Below are 16,041 nucleotides of genomic sequence, written 5' to 3'. Positions count from 1 at the left end.
AGTGCTTGCGAATCCTGAAAAACCGCCTCCCGTTCCGTTCTCAACGGACCGTCAGCTCCGCAATGGGCGGCTCGGGCGCGGCCTGGACCGCAGGGGTCCGGCGGGTGGCGAGCAGCCGCAGCGCGACATAGAACACCGGGGTGAACAACAGCCCGAACAGGGTTACCCCGAGCATGCCGAAGAACACCGCGACGCCCATGGCATGGCGCATCTCGGCGCCGGCGCCGGTGGAGAGCACCAGGGGCACGACGCCCATGATGAAAGCGATGGAGGTCATCAGGATCGGGCGCAGGCGCAGCTGGCTGGCCTGGACGGCGGCGCGGACGATGCCCTGCCCCTGTAGTTCGAGTTCCCGGGCGAACTCGACGATCAGGATGGCGTTCTTGCTGGCCAGCCCCACCAGGACCATCAGGCCGATCTGGGTAAAGATGTTGTTGTCGCCCTGGGTCAGCCAGACACCCAGCAGCGCCGACATGATGCCCATGGGCACGATCAGCAGGATGGCCACCGGCAACAGCAGGCTTTCGTACAGCGCCGCCAGCACCAGGTACACCAGCAGCATGCAGATCAGCAGGATCCACACGGTGGAGTCGCCGGAAATGATCTGTTGGTAGGTCAGCTCGGTCCATTCGAACTTGATGCCCTTGGGCAGCGTCTCGGCGGCAATCCGTTCCACCGCGGCCTGGGCCTGGCCGGACGAATAACCGGGGGCCGGGCCACCGTTCAGGTCGGCGGCGGTGTAGCCGTTGTAGCGCACCACCATTTCCGGCCCGTACGTGGGATGGACCTCCACCAGGCTGCCCAGCGGCACCATGTTGCCGTCGGCATTGCGCGCCTTCAGCTGGCCGATGTCGTCGGCATGGGCCCGGAACGGCGCATCGGCCTGCACCCGCACCTGGTAGACCCGTCCCAGCAGGTTGAAATCGTTGACGTACAGCGAGCCCAGATAGACCTGCAAGGTGTCGAACACATCGGTCATCGCGACATTCGATTGCTTGGCCTTGATCCGGTCCAGATCGACCTTCAGTTGCGGAACGTCGATCTGGTAGCTGGAAAAGCTCGGCCCCAGCTCGGGTGCCTGCGCGGCTTGCTTGAGGAAGGCACGTACCGCTGCATCGAGCTTTTCGAAGCCCAGCGCGCCACGGTCTTCCAGTTGCAGCTTGAACCCGCCCAGGGTCCCCAGCCCCAACACCGGAGGCGGCGGAAAGACCCCGGTGAACGCCTCCTTGATGGCGGAGAATTGCTGGTTCAACGCCGCCGCGATGGCCGTGGCGCTGGTTTGCGAACCGTGCCGGTCGGCGAACGGTTCGAGGATGACGAAGATGATGCCCGCGCTTGACGAGTTCATCAGGCCATTGACCGACATGCCGGGAAATTCCAGGGTGTGGGCCACGCCCGGTTGTTTCAGGGCGATTTCGTTCATCCGCTGGATCACCTGCTCGGTGCGTTCGAGCGAGGAGCCGTTGGGCAGCTGGGCCAGGCCGACCAGGAACTCCTTGTCCTGGGCCGGGACGAAACCGCCGGGCAACGAATGGCCGAGCCAGGCCGTCAGGCCGAGCAACACGGCGTACAGGCCCAGGGTCATGCTTTTGCGCTGGATAACCCGGCCCAGGTTATTGCCGTAGGACTGCTCGCCTCGCGCCGACAGCCGGTTGAAGCGGCTGAACAAGGGTCCCAGCAGCCGATCGATCCCGCGACTGAGCCGATCCCGCGGCTGGTCATGCCCCTTGAGCAGCAGCGCACACAGGGCGGGCGACAAGGTCAGGGAGTTGAACGCCGAGATCAGGGTCGAGATGGCGATGGTCAACGCGAACTGCTGATAGAACTGCCCGGTCAACCCAGGCATGAACGCCAGCGGCACGAACACACTCACCAGGGTCAGGGTGATCGCGATGATCGGCTTGCTGACTTCGTCCATCGCCTTATAGGAGGCGGCCTTGGGCGTAAGGCCCAGGGCAATGTTGCGCTCGACGTTCTCGACCACCACGATCGCATCGTCGACCACGATGCCGATGGCCAGCACCATCCCGAACAACGACAGCGCATTGATCGAAAAACCGCAGGCCAGCATCAATGACAGGGTGCCGATGATCGACACGGGCATGGCCAGCAGCGGGATGATCGAGGCGCGCCAGGTCTGCAGGAACAGGATGACCACCAGCACCACCAGCAGCGTCGATTCGAGCAGGGTCTGGATCACCGCCAGAATGCTGGAGCGAACGAACTGGGTGGGGTCGAACACGATCTTGTAGTCGACCCCGGCGGGCATGTCTTCCTTGGCCTGGCGCATGATTTCGCGCGCCTGCGCGGAGATCGCCAGGGCATTGCCGCCGGCCATCTGGAACACCCCGAAACCCACCGCCGGCTTGCCGTCGACCAGTGAGCGCAAGCCGTAGTCCGAAGCCGCCAGTTCGACCCGGGCCACATCGCGCAGGAACGTCACCGCGCCGCCGGCAGAGCTCTTGAGGATGATGTCGCCGAATTCCTTTTCCGATTTCAGGCGCCCCTGGGTATTGACCGACAGTTGTTGCGCGACATCCGTGCGCATCGGCTGACCGCCGATGACCCCGGCGGCCACCTGGACGTTCTGTTCGCGGATCGCCGCGACCACATCGTTGGCGCTCAAGCCGCGCTGGGCGACTTTCTGCGGGTCCAGCCAGATGCGCATCGCGTAGTCGCCACCGCCCCAGATGCGCACCTCGCCGACGCCCGGGATACGCTCCAGCTGGTTCTTGATATTGAGAATGCCGTAGTTGCGCAGGTAGGTAGCGTTGTACTGGTCATCGGGGGAAACCAGGTGGATGGCCAGCGTCTGGGTCGACGACGACTTCATCGTCACCACCCCCAGCCGGCGCACGTCCTCGGGCAGCCGCGGCAGCGCTTGCGAGACCCGGTTCTGCACCAGTTGCTGGGCCTTGTCCGGATCGGTGCCGACCTTGAACGTGACGCTGAGTGTGAGGTTGCCGTCGCTGTTGGCCTGGGACTGCATGTACAGCATGTCCTCGACACCGTTGATCTGCTCCTCGAGCGGCGCCGCGACCGTCTGCGCCACCACCGCCGGGTTGGCGCCCGGGTACTGGGCGTTGACCACGATCAGCGGCGGCACCACATCGGGATACTCCGAGACCGGCAGGCGGAACAGCGAGATGATCCCGGCCAGCAGGATCAGGGTCGACAGGGCGCCGGCGAAGATCGGCCGATCGATGAAGAAACGGGAGAAATTCATGGCTGGGTGCTCGCGTCCGCGCGCTGGGCCAGCAGCGGCCTGACGGTATCCCCAGGCCGTGCCCGGTGCAGGCCGTTGATCACCACCCGCTCGCCGGGCTGCAGGCCGGAATCGATGATGCGCAGATTGCCGACCAGGTTGCCGGGGCTGATACGGCGGTACTCCACCTGATCATTGGCGGTCACCACCAGCACGAATTTCTTGTCTTGATCGGTGCCTATCGCACTGTCATCGATCAACACCGCCTGGCGCTCAGGGCCACCGCCAAGCTTGATCCGGGCCAGCATGCCGGGCCTGAGCAGGCCGTCGGCGTTGTCGAAACTGGCGCGCACGCGCAACGTGGCCGACTGCAGGTCGAGCTGGTTGTCCAGCGAGGCCAGCTTGCCCACCCGCGGGAAATCCGTTTCGTTGGACAGCCCGAGCATGACCGGCACCGCATCCGGCCGGGCACTGCTTTGGTTGAGGTAGCGCAGGAACGTCTGCTCGTCGACGTCGAACGCGGCGTAGATCGGCGACAGCGATACCAGGGTGCTCAGCGGCGCGGCATTTTCACCGGCGCTGACGATATTGCCTGTCGTCACCAGGGCATTGGACATGCGCCCGCTGACCGGGGCGGTAATCCGGGTGTGGGCCAGGTCCAGCCGAGCGCTGTCGAGTATCGCCTGGGCCTGCCTGACATTGGCCTGGGCTTCGCTGGCGGCGTTCTGCTTTTCGTCCAGGTCGCGCATGGCGATGGCATTGGAGTTGATCAGCCGCTGGGCCCGGCCCAGGTCGGTGGCGGTGTACTGGCTTCGCGACTTGGCCGCGGCCAGGCTCGCCTGGGCTTCCTCGACCCGGGCGGCATAGGGCCTGGCGTCGATTTCAAACAGCAGGTCGCCCTCCTTGACGATCGCCCCGTCCTTGAAATGCACGGCGACGATCGTCCCCGACACCAGGGGGCGGATGACGACCTTTTCGACCGCCTCCAGCCGCCCGGAATAGTTCTGCCAGTCCGTCACGGGCCTGGACAGCACCATGGCCACGTCGACTTCGGCGGCCGGCGGCGCCACGCTGGCCTTCGCGGTGGTGGACGGTTCGCCGCGCAGCACGACTACCAGCGCGACCACCACGGCGCAGGCCAGCGTGGCGCGAATCATGAGAGCGCTGCCCGAGCGCCCGGATCGTATCGAGTCCATAAAACAACTTCCCTGTTATGAGGCCATCGGTTGAGAGAGGGTCAGGACGTGGCTTCGGGCTGGGCCAGGCTGCCGCCCAGCACCCTGGCCTTGCCGGTCCGGCCCCAACGCTGCATGACGGGGCGCTCGACAAAGTTGAACAGCAGCCAGCCGCCGAAGATGGAGAGCGCGAAGGTGAGCGCGACGATCAGCGTGGCGCTGCCGTTATCGAACAGGTGGCCGCCGAGCAGCTGGGTCGCCAGGGTCATGATCAGCAGGTGGATCATGTAGAAGCCGAACGAGATCTCCCCCAGCCAGACCATCCAGCGCGTGTTGAGCAACCCTTTGCGATCCTTCAGGTCGCTGGCGGCGATCGCGGTGATCAGCGCCGCGACCGGCACCAGCGTCACCAGGTTGAGGCTGTACTGGAAAGGCACATACATGGCCGCCACGTAGCTGCCGACCAGCAGCGCGAAGGCCCAGGGCACGCTCAGGTCGATCCAGCGGCCGGCCATGAGGATCCGCGCCATAAGCATGCCCAGCACGAACTCGAACAGCCGCGCGGGCGGGAAGTAGTAGGCCCACCACCACTGGCTCAGGGAAATCGGGTACTCGTTGATCAGTGGCGTGGCCGGGGCCAGCAGACGTATGGCGACTTGCGTCAGGGCCAGGCCCGCGACCATCGCCCAGGCCCAGCGCCACAGCCGCTGCTCGGCAATGTTCCAGACCAGCTTGAGCGCCAGGGGAAACAGCAGATAGAAGAACATCTCGCAGCACAGCGACCAGGACGGGCCGTTGACGCTGAGGAAGGTGTCCATCCGTGGAATCCAGGAATGCACCAGCAACAGATTGGGCAGCCAGATCGCCACGCTGGCCGCCGGCACGCTGAACAGCAGCATCGCCAGCAGCCAGGTGGCAATGTGGTTGGGGTAGATCTTCAGTAAGCGGCGCTTCCAGAAGCCGGTCAGGCTGTCGCCCTTGCGCGCCGACCAGGTGATGACAAAGCCACTGAGCACGAAAAAGAACGACACGCCGAGCCAGCCGCCACCACTGAAGATGCGCTGGAAGGCATCGATCACGTCGCTGTCGGCGTAGGGGTTGAAACCGATGATCCGGGTCAGCGACGCATGGAACATGAACACCATAGCCGCGGCGAAAAAGCGTATTCCCGTGAGCGAATCGAGTTTGCTGTGCACATGCGAATGGTAGAACTCTGCTTTTTTCATTATCCGATCCCCATAGAGTCACGGCGCGCCCGACGACGCGTGCGCGTGCCGAGCGTGCTCCCGATAAAAACCATCAATGGCGTTGCGAACTTGCAGGCAATGTTGCGAGGGGTACGGCAATGCAGATCGCTGAGCGAACCGTCTTTATTCGATGTTTGCGTGCCGGCCCCCAGCTGGCAGGGGCCGGCACCTGTTCACTGGCCGTAGACGGCGTTGCACAGGTCGACAGTGAACTGCCCGAACATGCCTTCGAAGGCGGTGTTGGTGAAGGCGACCACCGTCAATTGCTCGGCCGGGTCGACGAACCACGAATGCCCATAGGCGCCGCCCAGCCGCCAGCTGCCGGCCGACTCGGCGGTCTGCGCCGCCGCCGGGTCCTTGAGCACCGTGAAGCCCAGGCCAAAGCCGCGTCCGGGCCAGTTTTCCAGCTCCAGATCGGCGGTCTGGTTGCTGGTCATTTCATCGACCAGGGCTTGAGGCAGCAGCGGCGCGCCACCCTTGCGCAGGGTTTCGAGCAGCGTCAGGAACTCACCGGCGCTACCGATCAGGCCCGAGCCACCGGAGTCATAGGCATGCGGGTCCAGGGCCCGGGCCGGGTCCAGCTTGATGCCCGCGGTGCCCTCGAAGACCGGGACCACTTCCAGCGCCTCGATACGATGCGGCCGTGGCTGATCGTTCAGGTACGCCGCGGTCAGGCGGCTGACGTCTGAAACCTTGAAACTGGTGTCGTGCAACTGCAGTGGCTGGACCACCAATTGATCGATCGCCACGGCGAGGGTCGTGCCATGCACAGCGGCGATCAGCCCGCCCAGGACGTCGGTGGCGATCGAGTAGCCCCAGTTGCTGCCGGGTTTGTACTGCAATGGAATCTGGCCCAGGCGGCGCAGGTTCTCTTCCAGCGAAAGCTCGCTGCGCTCCAGCCCGTCGGACACCCCGGCGGCGTGATAAGGGCCGCCCTCGGCGCTTTCCAGGAAGCCATAGGAAAGACCGGCGGTATGGCTCAGCAGCTGGCGCAGGGTAATGGTCGCGGGCTGGCCGTCGTTCAGGGTTGGCTTGAAATACGGCAACCAGCGGCTGATGTCATCGTCCAGCTGGATCTTGCCCTGGGCGACCAGCACCAGCGCCGCCACCGAAGCGATCGGCTTGGAGACCGAAGACAGCCGGAACAAGGCATCTTCACGCATCGGCACTTGCGCTTCCCGGTCGGCCAGGCCCGCCGCGCGGCGATAGATGAGCTCGCCGCGATGAGCCACCAGCACCACGGCGCCCACCAGGCGCTGGTCGTGCAGGGTCTGCTCGAGCACGGCATCGATCCGTGAGGCCACCTGGGTGGACTCGAACGAGCGAAGAGACTGTAGCGGGCGAAGCGGTTCGTTGACTGACATAGCTGACCCCAAATTGCTGAATGGTTGAACTGGATGCAGCGATGGTAGAACCGGCCACGGTAGGGAAACAGAGGTTACAATTCCGGGGTCCACGGACATTTTTGTCCGCAATCAAAGGAGTGAGTGTTGGATAAGCTCAATGGCATCACCGTGTTCGTCCAGGTCGCCGAAAGCCGCAGTTTCGTTGCGGCGGGCCGCTTGCTCGGGATCTCCGCCTCGGCCGTGGGCAAGAGCATCGCCCGCATGGAAGAGAAACTCGGCACCCGGCTATTCCACCGCAATACCCGCAGCATCAACCTGACCAGCGAGGGCTCGCTGTTCCTGGAACGCTGCCGCCGGGTGCTCAACGAGCTGGAAGCCGCAGAGCAGGAACTCTCCAGCTCCAGCGAGACGCCACGCGGCAAGCTGCGCATCAGCCTGCCGCTGCTGGGCAACGTTTTGTTCATGCACCTGTCGCGCTTCATGCAGCGTTATCCGGACATCCAGCTGGAGCTGGACTTCACCGACCGGCTGGTGGACGTGGTCGAGGAAGGCTTCGACGCCGTGCTGCGCACCGGCCAGTTGCACGACTCCCGCTTGATGGCCAGGAAACTCGACAGCTTCGGCTTCTATCTGGTGGGCGCCCCCAGCTACTTTGCCAGCCACGGCTACCCGGCCACGGTCGAGCAGCTGCAGGAACACCACTGCCTGCATTACAAACTGCCGTCGACAGGCAAGCTGGAAAAATGGCCGCTGACGGGCCTCGCCGAAGGCGCCGAGCTGAAAGTGCCGGCGACCATGGTCTGCAATAACCTGGACATGCTGATCCACATGGCCAGGCAAGGCCTGGGCATCGCCTGCGTCCCCGAATTCGCGGTGTGCGAGGCACTGGATGCCGGCGAACTGGAATCGATCCTGCCCGATCGGGTGCAGCGCACCCTGAACATCCAGGTGGTATGGCCATCGAGCCGCCACCTCACACCGAAACTGCGGGCGTTCATTGACTTTATCTGTGACGGCGGGGGGCGGGGGTGAGGGTTGGCCAGCGTGCGGTTCAGAACAATGAGGCAGCCCTACCTGCGCCATTCAGCCCGCTCGACGTAAGGTTCTTCGCTTTCTATTGAGCGACTTTTCCTAGAAACTCCCACCTGCTTGCGCCTATAAAACCTGCTCTCTAGGCTCGACCTGTCACTGCCCATTCAGTGACCGGGTTTAGCAGCTCGGAGCTTCACACTAGGCGCATAGCATCACCTACCGTCTGACCGAGTCAGCACGTCATGGTGGCTGTGCGCAGGGCACCCTAGGGTGCGCCGGTTTCTAGTGTCCGGTCTGCTAACCTGCGTACAGCTGCCACCCACTCGTTTAGCAGCGACAACTGGCAGCTCCACTTACACTGGAGATGCACCATGAAAAAGCTGGTCCCCGATCCACCCATGCCCCTGCCCGGGCAATTCAGAACCCCCGAACACGACCTCGCCACCCAGCGCATCCGCCTGGCCCTGGCCTCGAACAATCATGAGCCTTCGATTCTCAATAGCCTGAGAGACACCGCCTCCACCGCCGTGGGCCGTGACTCTCTGTTCAATGTCCGCCCCGGCATCAGCGCCGAAGAAGCCTTGGTCCATGTGTCGCTGCTGCTCGATTGCGCGGTACAGGTCAGCGATGAAATCAGCGAACGCGCCAGCGGTGTGGAACGCGGGCTGATCTGGTCGATGATCCACTCGGTGGAAATGGCCAATGCCGTAGTGAACGCACTGCTCGATGCCAATCGGCCGACCGAGGCCACTGCCTTGCGTTAAAGGCTCAAGTAGCCGAAGGCAGGAACGGGGCGAATATTCATTCGCCCCTCTTTATAGAGGCGCTCTTATTGATCGGCCCTCTGCAAGCCTGAAGTAAAACCTTTATGGGCCTGGATGCGACCGCCACTCTCATCAAGACGCCCCATGCACCCGCGCCGTCATCTCCAGCCCCAGGGCGCGCATCACCGCCAGCAGGGTCTTCAGGGTCGGGTTGCCCTTGTCACTGAACGAGCGGTACAGCTGCTCGCGGGACAGCCCGGTTTCATGGGCCAGTTCGGTCATGCCCTTGGCCCGCGCCACCACGCCCAGGGCTTTGGCGATGTAGCCGGCATCGCCGGTCTCGAAGGCGTCCGCCATGAACAGGGCAATGGCTTGCGGGTCGCGCAAGGCCGTGGCGGGGTCATAGTCGAAAAGCGGTTCGTTCATGATCGGCTCCAACGACGGGCCAGGTATTTGGCCAGTTCGATATCGCGGCTCTGGCGACTCTTGTCGCCGCCGCATAACAAAATGACAAGTTGCGAACCAAGCTGCTGGAAATAAACTCGGTAGCCCGGCCCGTAATGGATGCGCAACTCGCTGACGCCCTCGCCCACCGGTGGCACGTCACCGGCAAGGCCATTGGCCAGGCGAAAAATCCGCGCAGCGATCAACGCCCTGGCTCTGGAATCCTTGAGCCTGTTTTCCCACTCCATAAAGGTCGCGGTCTGTTTGATCTCGATCATGCCGCGACTGTAGTTTAAAGACTACGGCATTTGAAAGCGTATTTGTATTGCAAAGCACTGCCAGCGCACAGGCCGATAGCGATCCGGGCCACAGCGTGTTGAAATCGAGCACTCGGCCACAACCTGATGTCTCAACGGCTCAATGTCTTAACTCCTGTAAGGACGTCCCCATGAGAAAGCTGTTCCCCCTGCTGCTCCTCGCCGCGGCTTTCCATCAACCCCTCGCCCTCGCCGACTGCGCCAGCTCGCCCAAGCCGGTGGCCGAGGCCTTCTACAACTGGTACCTGGAAAGTTTCAGCAACGAAAAAGACCCGATCACCGATGACCTGCCGCACCTGCAGCAGTACGTCACCCAAACGCTGATCGAACGGATCAAGAAGCAGATGAGCAGTCCCGAAGGGCTTGAAGAGGACTACTTCCTCAAGACCCAGGACTACATGGATGAGTGGCTGACCCAGATCAAGGTCAGCGAACCGCAGGTGCAAGGCGCCTCGGCGCGCGAGTCGGTGACCCTGGGCAATACGCCGGACACCACGCAGATCGTCGACCTGCTGCTGGTCAAGGACAAAGGCTGCTGGAAGATCAACGAGGTGCTGGCCACCACGGATCAGAGCGAGTGATCCGCGGCGGCCGGCCAGGCAGGGTCAGATATCGAGAATGATCTTGCCGAAGTGCTGGTTGCTTTCCTGGTAGCGGAAGGCATCGACTATCGCCTCCAGGGCGAAATGCTTGTCGAGGATCGGATGCATGCCGTTGGCATCGATGGCGCGGACCATGTCCTGCTGCTGCCGGCGGTTACCGACCAGCACGCCTTGCAGGCGCAGTTGCTTGACCAGCGCGGTGACGATCGGGAACTCACCCGCCACGCCGGTCAGGATGCCGATCACCGAGATATGGCCACCGGCCCGGGCGGCGATCATCGACTGTTCCAGGGTGGCCGGGCCGCCCACTTCGATCACGTGGTCGACGCCACGGCCGGCAGTGAGTTTCTGCACGGTTTCGCCCCAGGTAGGGTCCTCGCGGTAGTTGATCAGGTGATCGGCACCGAGGGCTTTCAGCCGTTCCAGCTTGGCATCGCTGGACGAGGTGGCGATCACGGTGGCGCCGAGCATCTTGGCGAATTGCAGGGCGAAGATCGACACGCCGCCGGTGCCTTGCACCAGCACGGTGTCGCCAGCAGTCACCCGGCCGTCGTCCACCAGCGCACGCCAGGCAGTGAGACCGGCAGTGGTCAGGGTCGCGGCTTCGGCGTGGCTCCAGCCCTTGGGCGCACGGGTGAAGGCGGTGGCGCGAGCGGTAACGACTTCACGGGCGTAACCATCCAGGCCGTCGCCCGGCACCGTGGCAAAGCCGACGACATTAGGCCTGCCATCCAGCCATTCGGGGAAAAAGGTGCTGACCACCGAGTCGCCAACGGCGAATTCACTGACCCCCTCGCCCACGGCGATCACTTCACCGGCGCCATCGGCCATCGGGATGCGCGACTCGGTCGGCCCCCACATGCCGCTGACCACCGCGAAATCGTGGTAGTTGAGGGAACTGGCGCGCAGGCGCACGGTAATTTCGCCCGCTTGTGGCGCCGCGGCCGGAGCCTCGCCGACCACCACGTTGTCGTAGCCACCACCGGGTTGTACGTAGATTGCTTTCATGAACAGATCCTCCTGGGTTGCCTTTTCATTTCGAAAAATAACGAAATGTTCAAGTAAAAAAACTCAGAGCTCGCGCTTCAGTTGCTCGGTAAAGGCCGCAATGGCGGCTTCGTTACGGCGAAAGTAAGTCCACTTGCCAATGCGCGTGGCCTCGACCAGACCCGCCTGCTGCAGGATCGCCAAATGGCTGGAGGTGCTGGACGCCGAAAGCGCGGCCTTGTGCTGCAGGTGAGTCATGCAGATGCCGATTTCTTTCGGTGCGTCATGCCCCTGGGGCGGAAAGTTGCCTTCCGGGTCCTTCAGCCATTCAAGCATCTGCATACGGATGTCGCTGGCCAGCGCTTTGATTTGATCGATGAGCATGGCGGGGATATTACGGACTTTTACGAAATGATCAAGACCTGAGCAATATCCCCGCCCCTCTTACTACTGCTTGGGCTCGACGATCGGCCCCGGCGCTTTCACCTGGGTCATCAGGTCGTCGTCCCACTGCCCCTCCACCTTGATCTGGGCCAGGGCCCCCAGCTCCATGGCCTCGATCAGGTTGTGGCTGAGGTACACGTAGGTCCCCGGCTGCTTGAAGGTATAGAGCGCTGCGACCGCGGAGCCGCCGGGGATAAACCAGGTTTCCATGTTGCGTTGCGGCGGGTTGGCGAACTTGCCGGTGGTCCAGACCCAGTCGCCGTGGCCGCCAATCAGGTGCGGACGGCTGTCGCGGTTGGCCTGGGAGTGGATGAACAGCACGCTCTCCCCGACCTTGGAGGTCAGCGCGTTGGCCCCGGTCAGGGCGCCGACACGGCCGTTGAACACCACGTGGCTCGGGGTCAGGGTGCGCATGACCGCGCGGGTGTCCTGGTAACTGGACGCCAGGTCCGGGTAGTCCTTGTAGTGGCCGTCCTTGTCCTTGGGGATATACAGGTCGGACTCGCCGATGGTGTAGACGCGGTCGTAATGCAGGGGTTTGCCCTGCGGGTCGCGCAGGCCGTCACGGGGCAGCACCATCAGCGCGCCGTTCATGCCCGACACCACGTGCCACGGCACCATGCCTTGCGGCGCGCAGTGATAGACAAAGGTGCCGCTGCGGTCGGCCTTGAAGCGCAGGACCACTTCCTGCCCTGGCACCACCTGGGTCAGGCCCGCCCCGCCCAGGGCGCCGGTGGCCGCGTGAAAGTCGACATTGTGGGGCATGCTGTTGGTCGCCGGATTGACCAGCGTCAGCTCTATATAGTCACCCTCGTGCACCACCAGGGTCGGGCCGGGCATGGAGCCATTGAAGGTCATGGCCTGGAGCGTGGTGCCCTGGTCGTCGATGACCATTTTTTTCTCTTCGATACTCATGCGGAACTGCACCACCTTGGGCGGCCCGCTGACCACCTGCTCATGGGGATGCACCAGCGGCGGCGCGACCAGGTCGACCTTCACCCGCTGCAAACCCTCGGCCCCACCGGCCAGCGCCAGGCTGCTGGCACAGCTGCCAAGCAGCACACAGGCCCCCAATACACTTCGAAAAACACTCATTGCAGCTTCTCCTTGCCAATCAACGATGGGGCATTGCAAGGCAAGTGCGCGCAACTTTCCTTGTCGTAAAGCAAGAAATGGCGACAGAAGGTCAACCCGCGCACCGTCCCCTGACCCAGGGCAGAAAATCGCCCTCTCGACCCGTTCGGCAGGCGCCGCTCATTTGCCCCAAACCCCCATGTCTGCTAGTGTCGCGCCGGTTTAACGTCAACCGGGATAGCCGCCATGGCCCGCAAAAAAGCTGCCTTAGATTTCGAACAATCCCTCGCCGACCTGCAAACGCTGGTCGAGCGTCTGGAGAACGGCGAGCTGTCGCTGGAAGACTCGTTGACCGCCTTCGAGCAAGGCATCGGCCTGACCCGCGATTGCCAGGCGGCGCTGGCCCAGGCCGAGCAGAAGGTGCAGATCCTGCTGGAACGCGATGGCGAGCTGGCCGAAGAACCCTTCGACGCGGAACAGCCAGAATGATCGCGGCCTATCAGGCCAGCAGTCAGGCCCGGGTCAATGCTGCACTGGAAACCCTGTTCCACGCGCCAAGCCCGGAGCTGGCCCGTCTTTACGAGGCCATGCGCTACAGCGTGATGAACGGCGGCAAGCGCGTACGCCCGCTGCTGGCCTACGCCGCCTGCGAAGCCCTCGGCGCCCGGCCGGAGCAAGCCAACGGCGCCGCCTGCGCGGTGGAGCTGATCCACGCCTATTCCCTGGTGCACGATGATTTGCCGGCGATGGACGACGACGATCTGCGTCGCGGCCAGCCGACCACCCACAAAGCCTTCGATGAAGCCTGCGCGATTCTCGCCGGCGACGGTTTGCAGAGCCTGGCCTTCAGCGCCCTGCTCGACCCGCGCCTGAGCGATTCGAGCGCCGAGATCCGCCTGCAGATGGTCAGCGCCCTGGCGCTGGCGGCGGGCCCGGCGGGCATGGTCGGCGGCCAGGCCATCGACCTCGGTTCGGTGGGCCTCAAGCTCGACCAGAAAGCCCTGGAATACATGCACCGGCACAAGACCGGTGCGCTGATCGAGGCCAGCGTCAAGCTCGGCGCCCTGGCCAGCGGCCGGGCAGAGAAAGACGAACTCAAGTCCCTGCAGACCTATGCCCAGGCCATCGGCCTGGCGTTCCAGGTGCAGGACGACATTCTCGACGTGGAAAGCGATACCGCGACCCTCGGCAAACGCCAGGGTGCCGACATCGCGCGGGACAAACCGACCTACCCGGCCCTGCTCGGCCTGGAAGCGGCCAAGGCCTATGCCCTGGAGCTGCGCGATCAGGCCCTGCACGCACTGCGACCCTTTGACGCGGGCGCCGAGCCCCTGCGGGAGCTGGCGCGTTATATCGTCGAACGACGCAGTTGATCGACCCCGGCGCGGCAGACCGCATATCGGCCAAGTTCCGCGCTCTGCGTGGGCAGCTTGCGATGCATAAGGTAAACTGCCGCCTCTTTTATACCTATAACGATTCGCCTGATGCCCACGACGTTTCATGAGATTCCCCGCAAGCGCCCGACCACGCCCCTGCTCGACCGTGCCAACACGCCGGACGGCCTGCGCCGGTTAGGCGAAGCCGAGCTGGAAACCCTGGCCGATGAGTTGCGCCTGGAGTTGCTCTATACGGTCGGCCAGACCGGTGGGCATTTCGGTGCCGGCCTGGGCGTCATCGAGCTGACCATCGCGCTGCATTACGTCTTCGACACGCCGGACGACCGTCTGGTGTGGGACGTGGGTCATCAGGCTTATCCGCACAAGATCCTCACCGGTCGCCGCGAGCGCATGGCCAGCCTGCGCCAGAAGGACGGCCTGGCCGCCTTCCCACGGCGTTCCGAGAGCGAGTACGACACCTTTGGCGTCGGCCATTCCAGCACCTCGATCAGTGCGGCGCTGGGCATGGCCATTGCCGCCCGCCTGCAGAACAGCGAGCGCAAGGCGATCGCGGTGATCGGCGACGGCGCCCTGACCGCGGGCATGGCCTTCGAGGCGCTGAACCACGCGCCGGAAGTGGACGCCAACATGCTGGTGATCCTCAACGACAACGACATGTCGATCTCGCGTAACGTCGGCGGCCTGTCCAACTACCTGGCCAAGATCCTCTCCAGCCGCACCTACGCCAGCATGCGCGAAGGCAGCAAGAAGGTGCTGTCGCGCCTGCCCGGCGCCTGGGAAATCGCCCGTCGCACCGAAGAATACGCAAAGGGCATGCTGGTTCCCGGCACCCTGTTCGAAGAACTGGGCTGGAACTACATCGGCCCGATCGATGGCCACGACCTGCCAACCCTGATCGCCACCCTGCGTAACATGCGCGACCTCAAGGGCCCGCAGTTCCTGCACGTGGTGACCAAAAAGGGCAAGGGTTTCGCCCCGGCGGAAGTCGACCCGATCGGCTACCACGCCATCACCAAGCTCGATCCCCTGGACAGCCCCGCCGCCGCGCCGAAAAAGGCCGGTGGGCCGAAGTACTCCGGCGTGTTCGGCGAATGGCTGTGCGACATGGCCGCCGCCGACCCGCGCCTGGTGGGCATTACCCCGGCAATGAAGGAAGGCTCGGACCTGGTGGCCTTCAGCGAGCGTTTCCCGCTGCGCTACTTCGACGTGGCGATTGCCGAGCAGCACGCCGTGACCCTGGCGGCCGGCATGGCCTGCGAAGGCGCCAAGCCGGTGGTGGCGATCTATTCGACCTTCCTGCAGCGCGGTTACGACCAGCTTGTGCATGACGTAGCGGTGCAGAACCTCGACGTGCTGTTCGCCATCGACCGCGCCGGCCTGGTGGGCGAAGACGGCCCGACCCACGCCGGCAGCTTCGACCTGTCGTTCCTGCGCTGCATCCCCGGCATGGTGGTGATGACCCCGAGCGACGAGAACGAACTGCGCAAGATGCTCAACACCGGCCACCTGTACAACGGCCCGGCCGCCGTGCGTTACCCGCGCGGTACCGGCCCGAACGCCACCATCGAGAAAGACCTGCAGCCGATCGAGATCGGCAAGGGCGTGGTGCGCCGCCAGGGCAGCAAAGTCGCCCTGCTGGTGTTCGGCGTGCAACTGGCCGAGGCGCTGAAAGTCGCCGACAAGCTGGACGCCACCGTGGTCGACATGCGTTTCGTCAAGCCGCTGGATGAAGCCCTGGTGCGCGAGATCGCTGCCAGCCACGAACTGCTGGTGACCGTCGAAGAGAACGCCATCATGGGCGGCGCCGGCGGCGCGGTCAGCGAGTTCCTGGCGCGCGAGGCGATCCTCAAGCCGATCCTGCACCTGGGCTTGCCGGACCTCTATGTCGAGCACGCCAAGCCGGCGCAGATGCTGGCCGAATGCGGCCTGGACGAAGCCGGCATCGAAGCCGCCGTGCGGGAACGCCTGCGCCTGCTCGGCCTGTAAGCCTCAAAAGCGACGGCCCTT

15 protein-coding genes are annotated in these 16,041 nt (G+C 64.0%); 6 read left to right on the top strand and 9 right to left on the bottom strand.

Features of this window, described 5'->3' with window-relative positions:
* Nucleotides 1-40: 40 nt before the first annotated feature.
* The 4 genes from NRG23_RS22930 to NRG23_RS22915 form a co-directional block, all read right to left on the bottom strand.
* On the bottom strand, nt 41-3,226 hold the full coding sequence (locus NRG23_RS22930; RefSeq protein ID WP_009051070.1) for an efflux RND transporter permease subunit: 3,186 nt from the start codon (nt 3,224-3,226) through the stop codon (nt 41-43).
* On the bottom strand, nt 3,223-4,401 hold the full coding sequence (locus NRG23_RS22925; protein WP_039968246.1) for an efflux RND transporter periplasmic adaptor subunit: 1,179 nt from the start codon (nt 4,399-4,401) through the stop codon (nt 3,223-3,225). Before NRG23_RS22925 ends, NRG23_RS22930 begins: the two co-directional genes overlap by 4 nt.
* A 41-nt stretch (nt 4,402-4,442) precedes the next feature.
* The gene (locus tag NRG23_RS22920) at nt 4,443-5,606 is read right to left on the bottom strand and encodes an acyltransferase (RefSeq protein ID WP_257372261.1); all 1,164 of its coding nucleotides are present in this window, start codon (nt 5,604-5,606) and stop codon (nt 4,443-4,445) included.
* A gap of 194 nt (nt 5,607-5,800) precedes the next feature.
* Nucleotides 5,801-6,991, bottom strand: a complete 1,191-nt coding sequence (locus NRG23_RS22915) for a serine hydrolase (protein ID WP_028683472.1) — start codon at nt 6,989-6,991, stop codon at nt 5,801-5,803.
* A 126-nt stretch (nt 6,992-7,117) separates the two neighbouring features.
* On the opposite strand from NRG23_RS22915, the gene NRG23_RS22910 reads away from it, so the two are divergent.
* Both NRG23_RS22910 and NRG23_RS22905 read left to right on the top strand, forming a co-directional pair.
* Nucleotides 7,118-8,005, top strand: coding sequence for a LysR family transcriptional regulator (locus tag NRG23_RS22910; protein WP_028683471.1), 888 nt, complete (start codon nt 7,118-7,120; stop codon nt 8,003-8,005).
* 371 nt (nt 8,006-8,376) lie between these two features.
* Entirely contained in the window at nt 8,377-8,769 is a 393-nt protein-coding gene (locus tag NRG23_RS22905) for a DUF6124 family protein (protein ID WP_009051075.1), read from the top strand.
* A gap of 132 nt (nt 8,770-8,901) precedes the next feature.
* Here the strand turns inward: NRG23_RS22905 and NRG23_RS22900 are convergent, their stop codons facing one another.
* Entirely contained in the window at nt 8,902-9,195 is a 294-nt protein-coding gene (locus NRG23_RS22900) for an addiction module antidote protein (RefSeq protein WP_028683469.1), read from the bottom strand.
* Nucleotides 9,192-9,491: a type II toxin-antitoxin system RelE/ParE family toxin gene (locus NRG23_RS22895; RefSeq protein WP_053270039.1), complete on the bottom strand. Its 300-nt coding sequence runs from the start codon at nt 9,489-9,491 to the stop codon at nt 9,192-9,194. The genes NRG23_RS22900 and NRG23_RS22895 overlap by 4 nt, the downstream gene beginning before the upstream one ends.
* A gap of 170 nt (nt 9,492-9,661) precedes the next feature.
* Between NRG23_RS22895 and NRG23_RS22890 the strand changes: the two genes are divergently transcribed.
* Entirely contained in the window at nt 9,662-10,111 is a 450-nt protein-coding gene (locus NRG23_RS22890) for a DUF3828 domain-containing protein (RefSeq protein WP_009051078.1), read from the top strand.
* Between the two features lie 24 nt (nt 10,112-10,135).
* On the opposite strand, the gene NRG23_RS22885 is transcribed toward NRG23_RS22890, so the two are convergent.
* The 3 genes from NRG23_RS22885 to nirK all read right to left on the bottom strand — a co-directional run bounded on the left by NRG23_RS22885 (nt 10,136) and on the right by nirK (nt 12,658).
* A complete protein-coding gene (locus tag NRG23_RS22885) occupies nt 10,136-11,140 on the bottom strand; it encodes an NAD(P)-dependent alcohol dehydrogenase (protein ID WP_028683467.1) in 1,005 nt (334 codons plus the stop codon).
* Between the two features lie 63 nt (nt 11,141-11,203).
* A complete protein-coding gene (locus NRG23_RS22880; protein ID WP_009051080.1) occupies nt 11,204-11,503 on the bottom strand; it encodes a helix-turn-helix transcriptional regulator in 300 nt (99 codons plus the stop codon).
* A 63-nt stretch (nt 11,504-11,566) separates the two neighbouring features.
* Nucleotides 11,567-12,658 (bottom strand): copper-containing nitrite reductase, encoded by a 1,092-nt coding sequence (gene nirK, locus NRG23_RS22875; protein WP_009051081.1) that lies wholly within the window; start codon nt 12,656-12,658, stop codon nt 11,567-11,569.
* A gap of 225 nt (nt 12,659-12,883) precedes the next feature.
* Here nirK and NRG23_RS22870 point away from each other — a divergent pair, with 225 nt between their 5' ends.
* The 3 genes from NRG23_RS22870 to dxs all read left to right on the top strand — a co-directional run bounded on the left by NRG23_RS22870 (nt 12,884) and on the right by dxs (nt 16,020).
* Entirely contained in the window at nt 12,884-13,126 is a 243-nt protein-coding gene (locus NRG23_RS22870) for an exodeoxyribonuclease VII small subunit (RefSeq protein WP_007924102.1), read from the top strand.
* Nucleotides 13,123-14,010 (top strand): (2E,6E)-farnesyl diphosphate synthase, encoded by an 888-nt coding sequence (gene ispA, locus NRG23_RS22865; protein ID WP_038575447.1) that lies wholly within the window; start codon nt 13,123-13,125, stop codon nt 14,008-14,010. The genes NRG23_RS22870 and ispA overlap by 4 nt, the downstream gene beginning before the upstream one ends.
* 111 nt (nt 14,011-14,121) lie before the next feature.
* Nucleotides 14,122-16,020: a 1-deoxy-D-xylulose-5-phosphate synthase gene (gene dxs, locus NRG23_RS22860; protein ID WP_110175881.1), complete on the top strand. Its 1,899-nt coding sequence runs from the start codon at nt 14,122-14,124 to the stop codon at nt 16,018-16,020.
* The last annotated feature ends 21 nt before the right edge of the window (nt 16,021-16,041 follow it).

Source organism: Pseudomonas sp. T8 (assembly GCF_024610635.1).
Lineage (GTDB): Bacteria > Pseudomonadota > Gammaproteobacteria > Pseudomonadales > Pseudomonadaceae > Aquipseudomonas > Aquipseudomonas chlororaphis_I.
The sequence above is the reverse complement of the archived record's forward strand: the minus strand, read 5'-3'. Positions and strand labels throughout refer to the sequence as shown.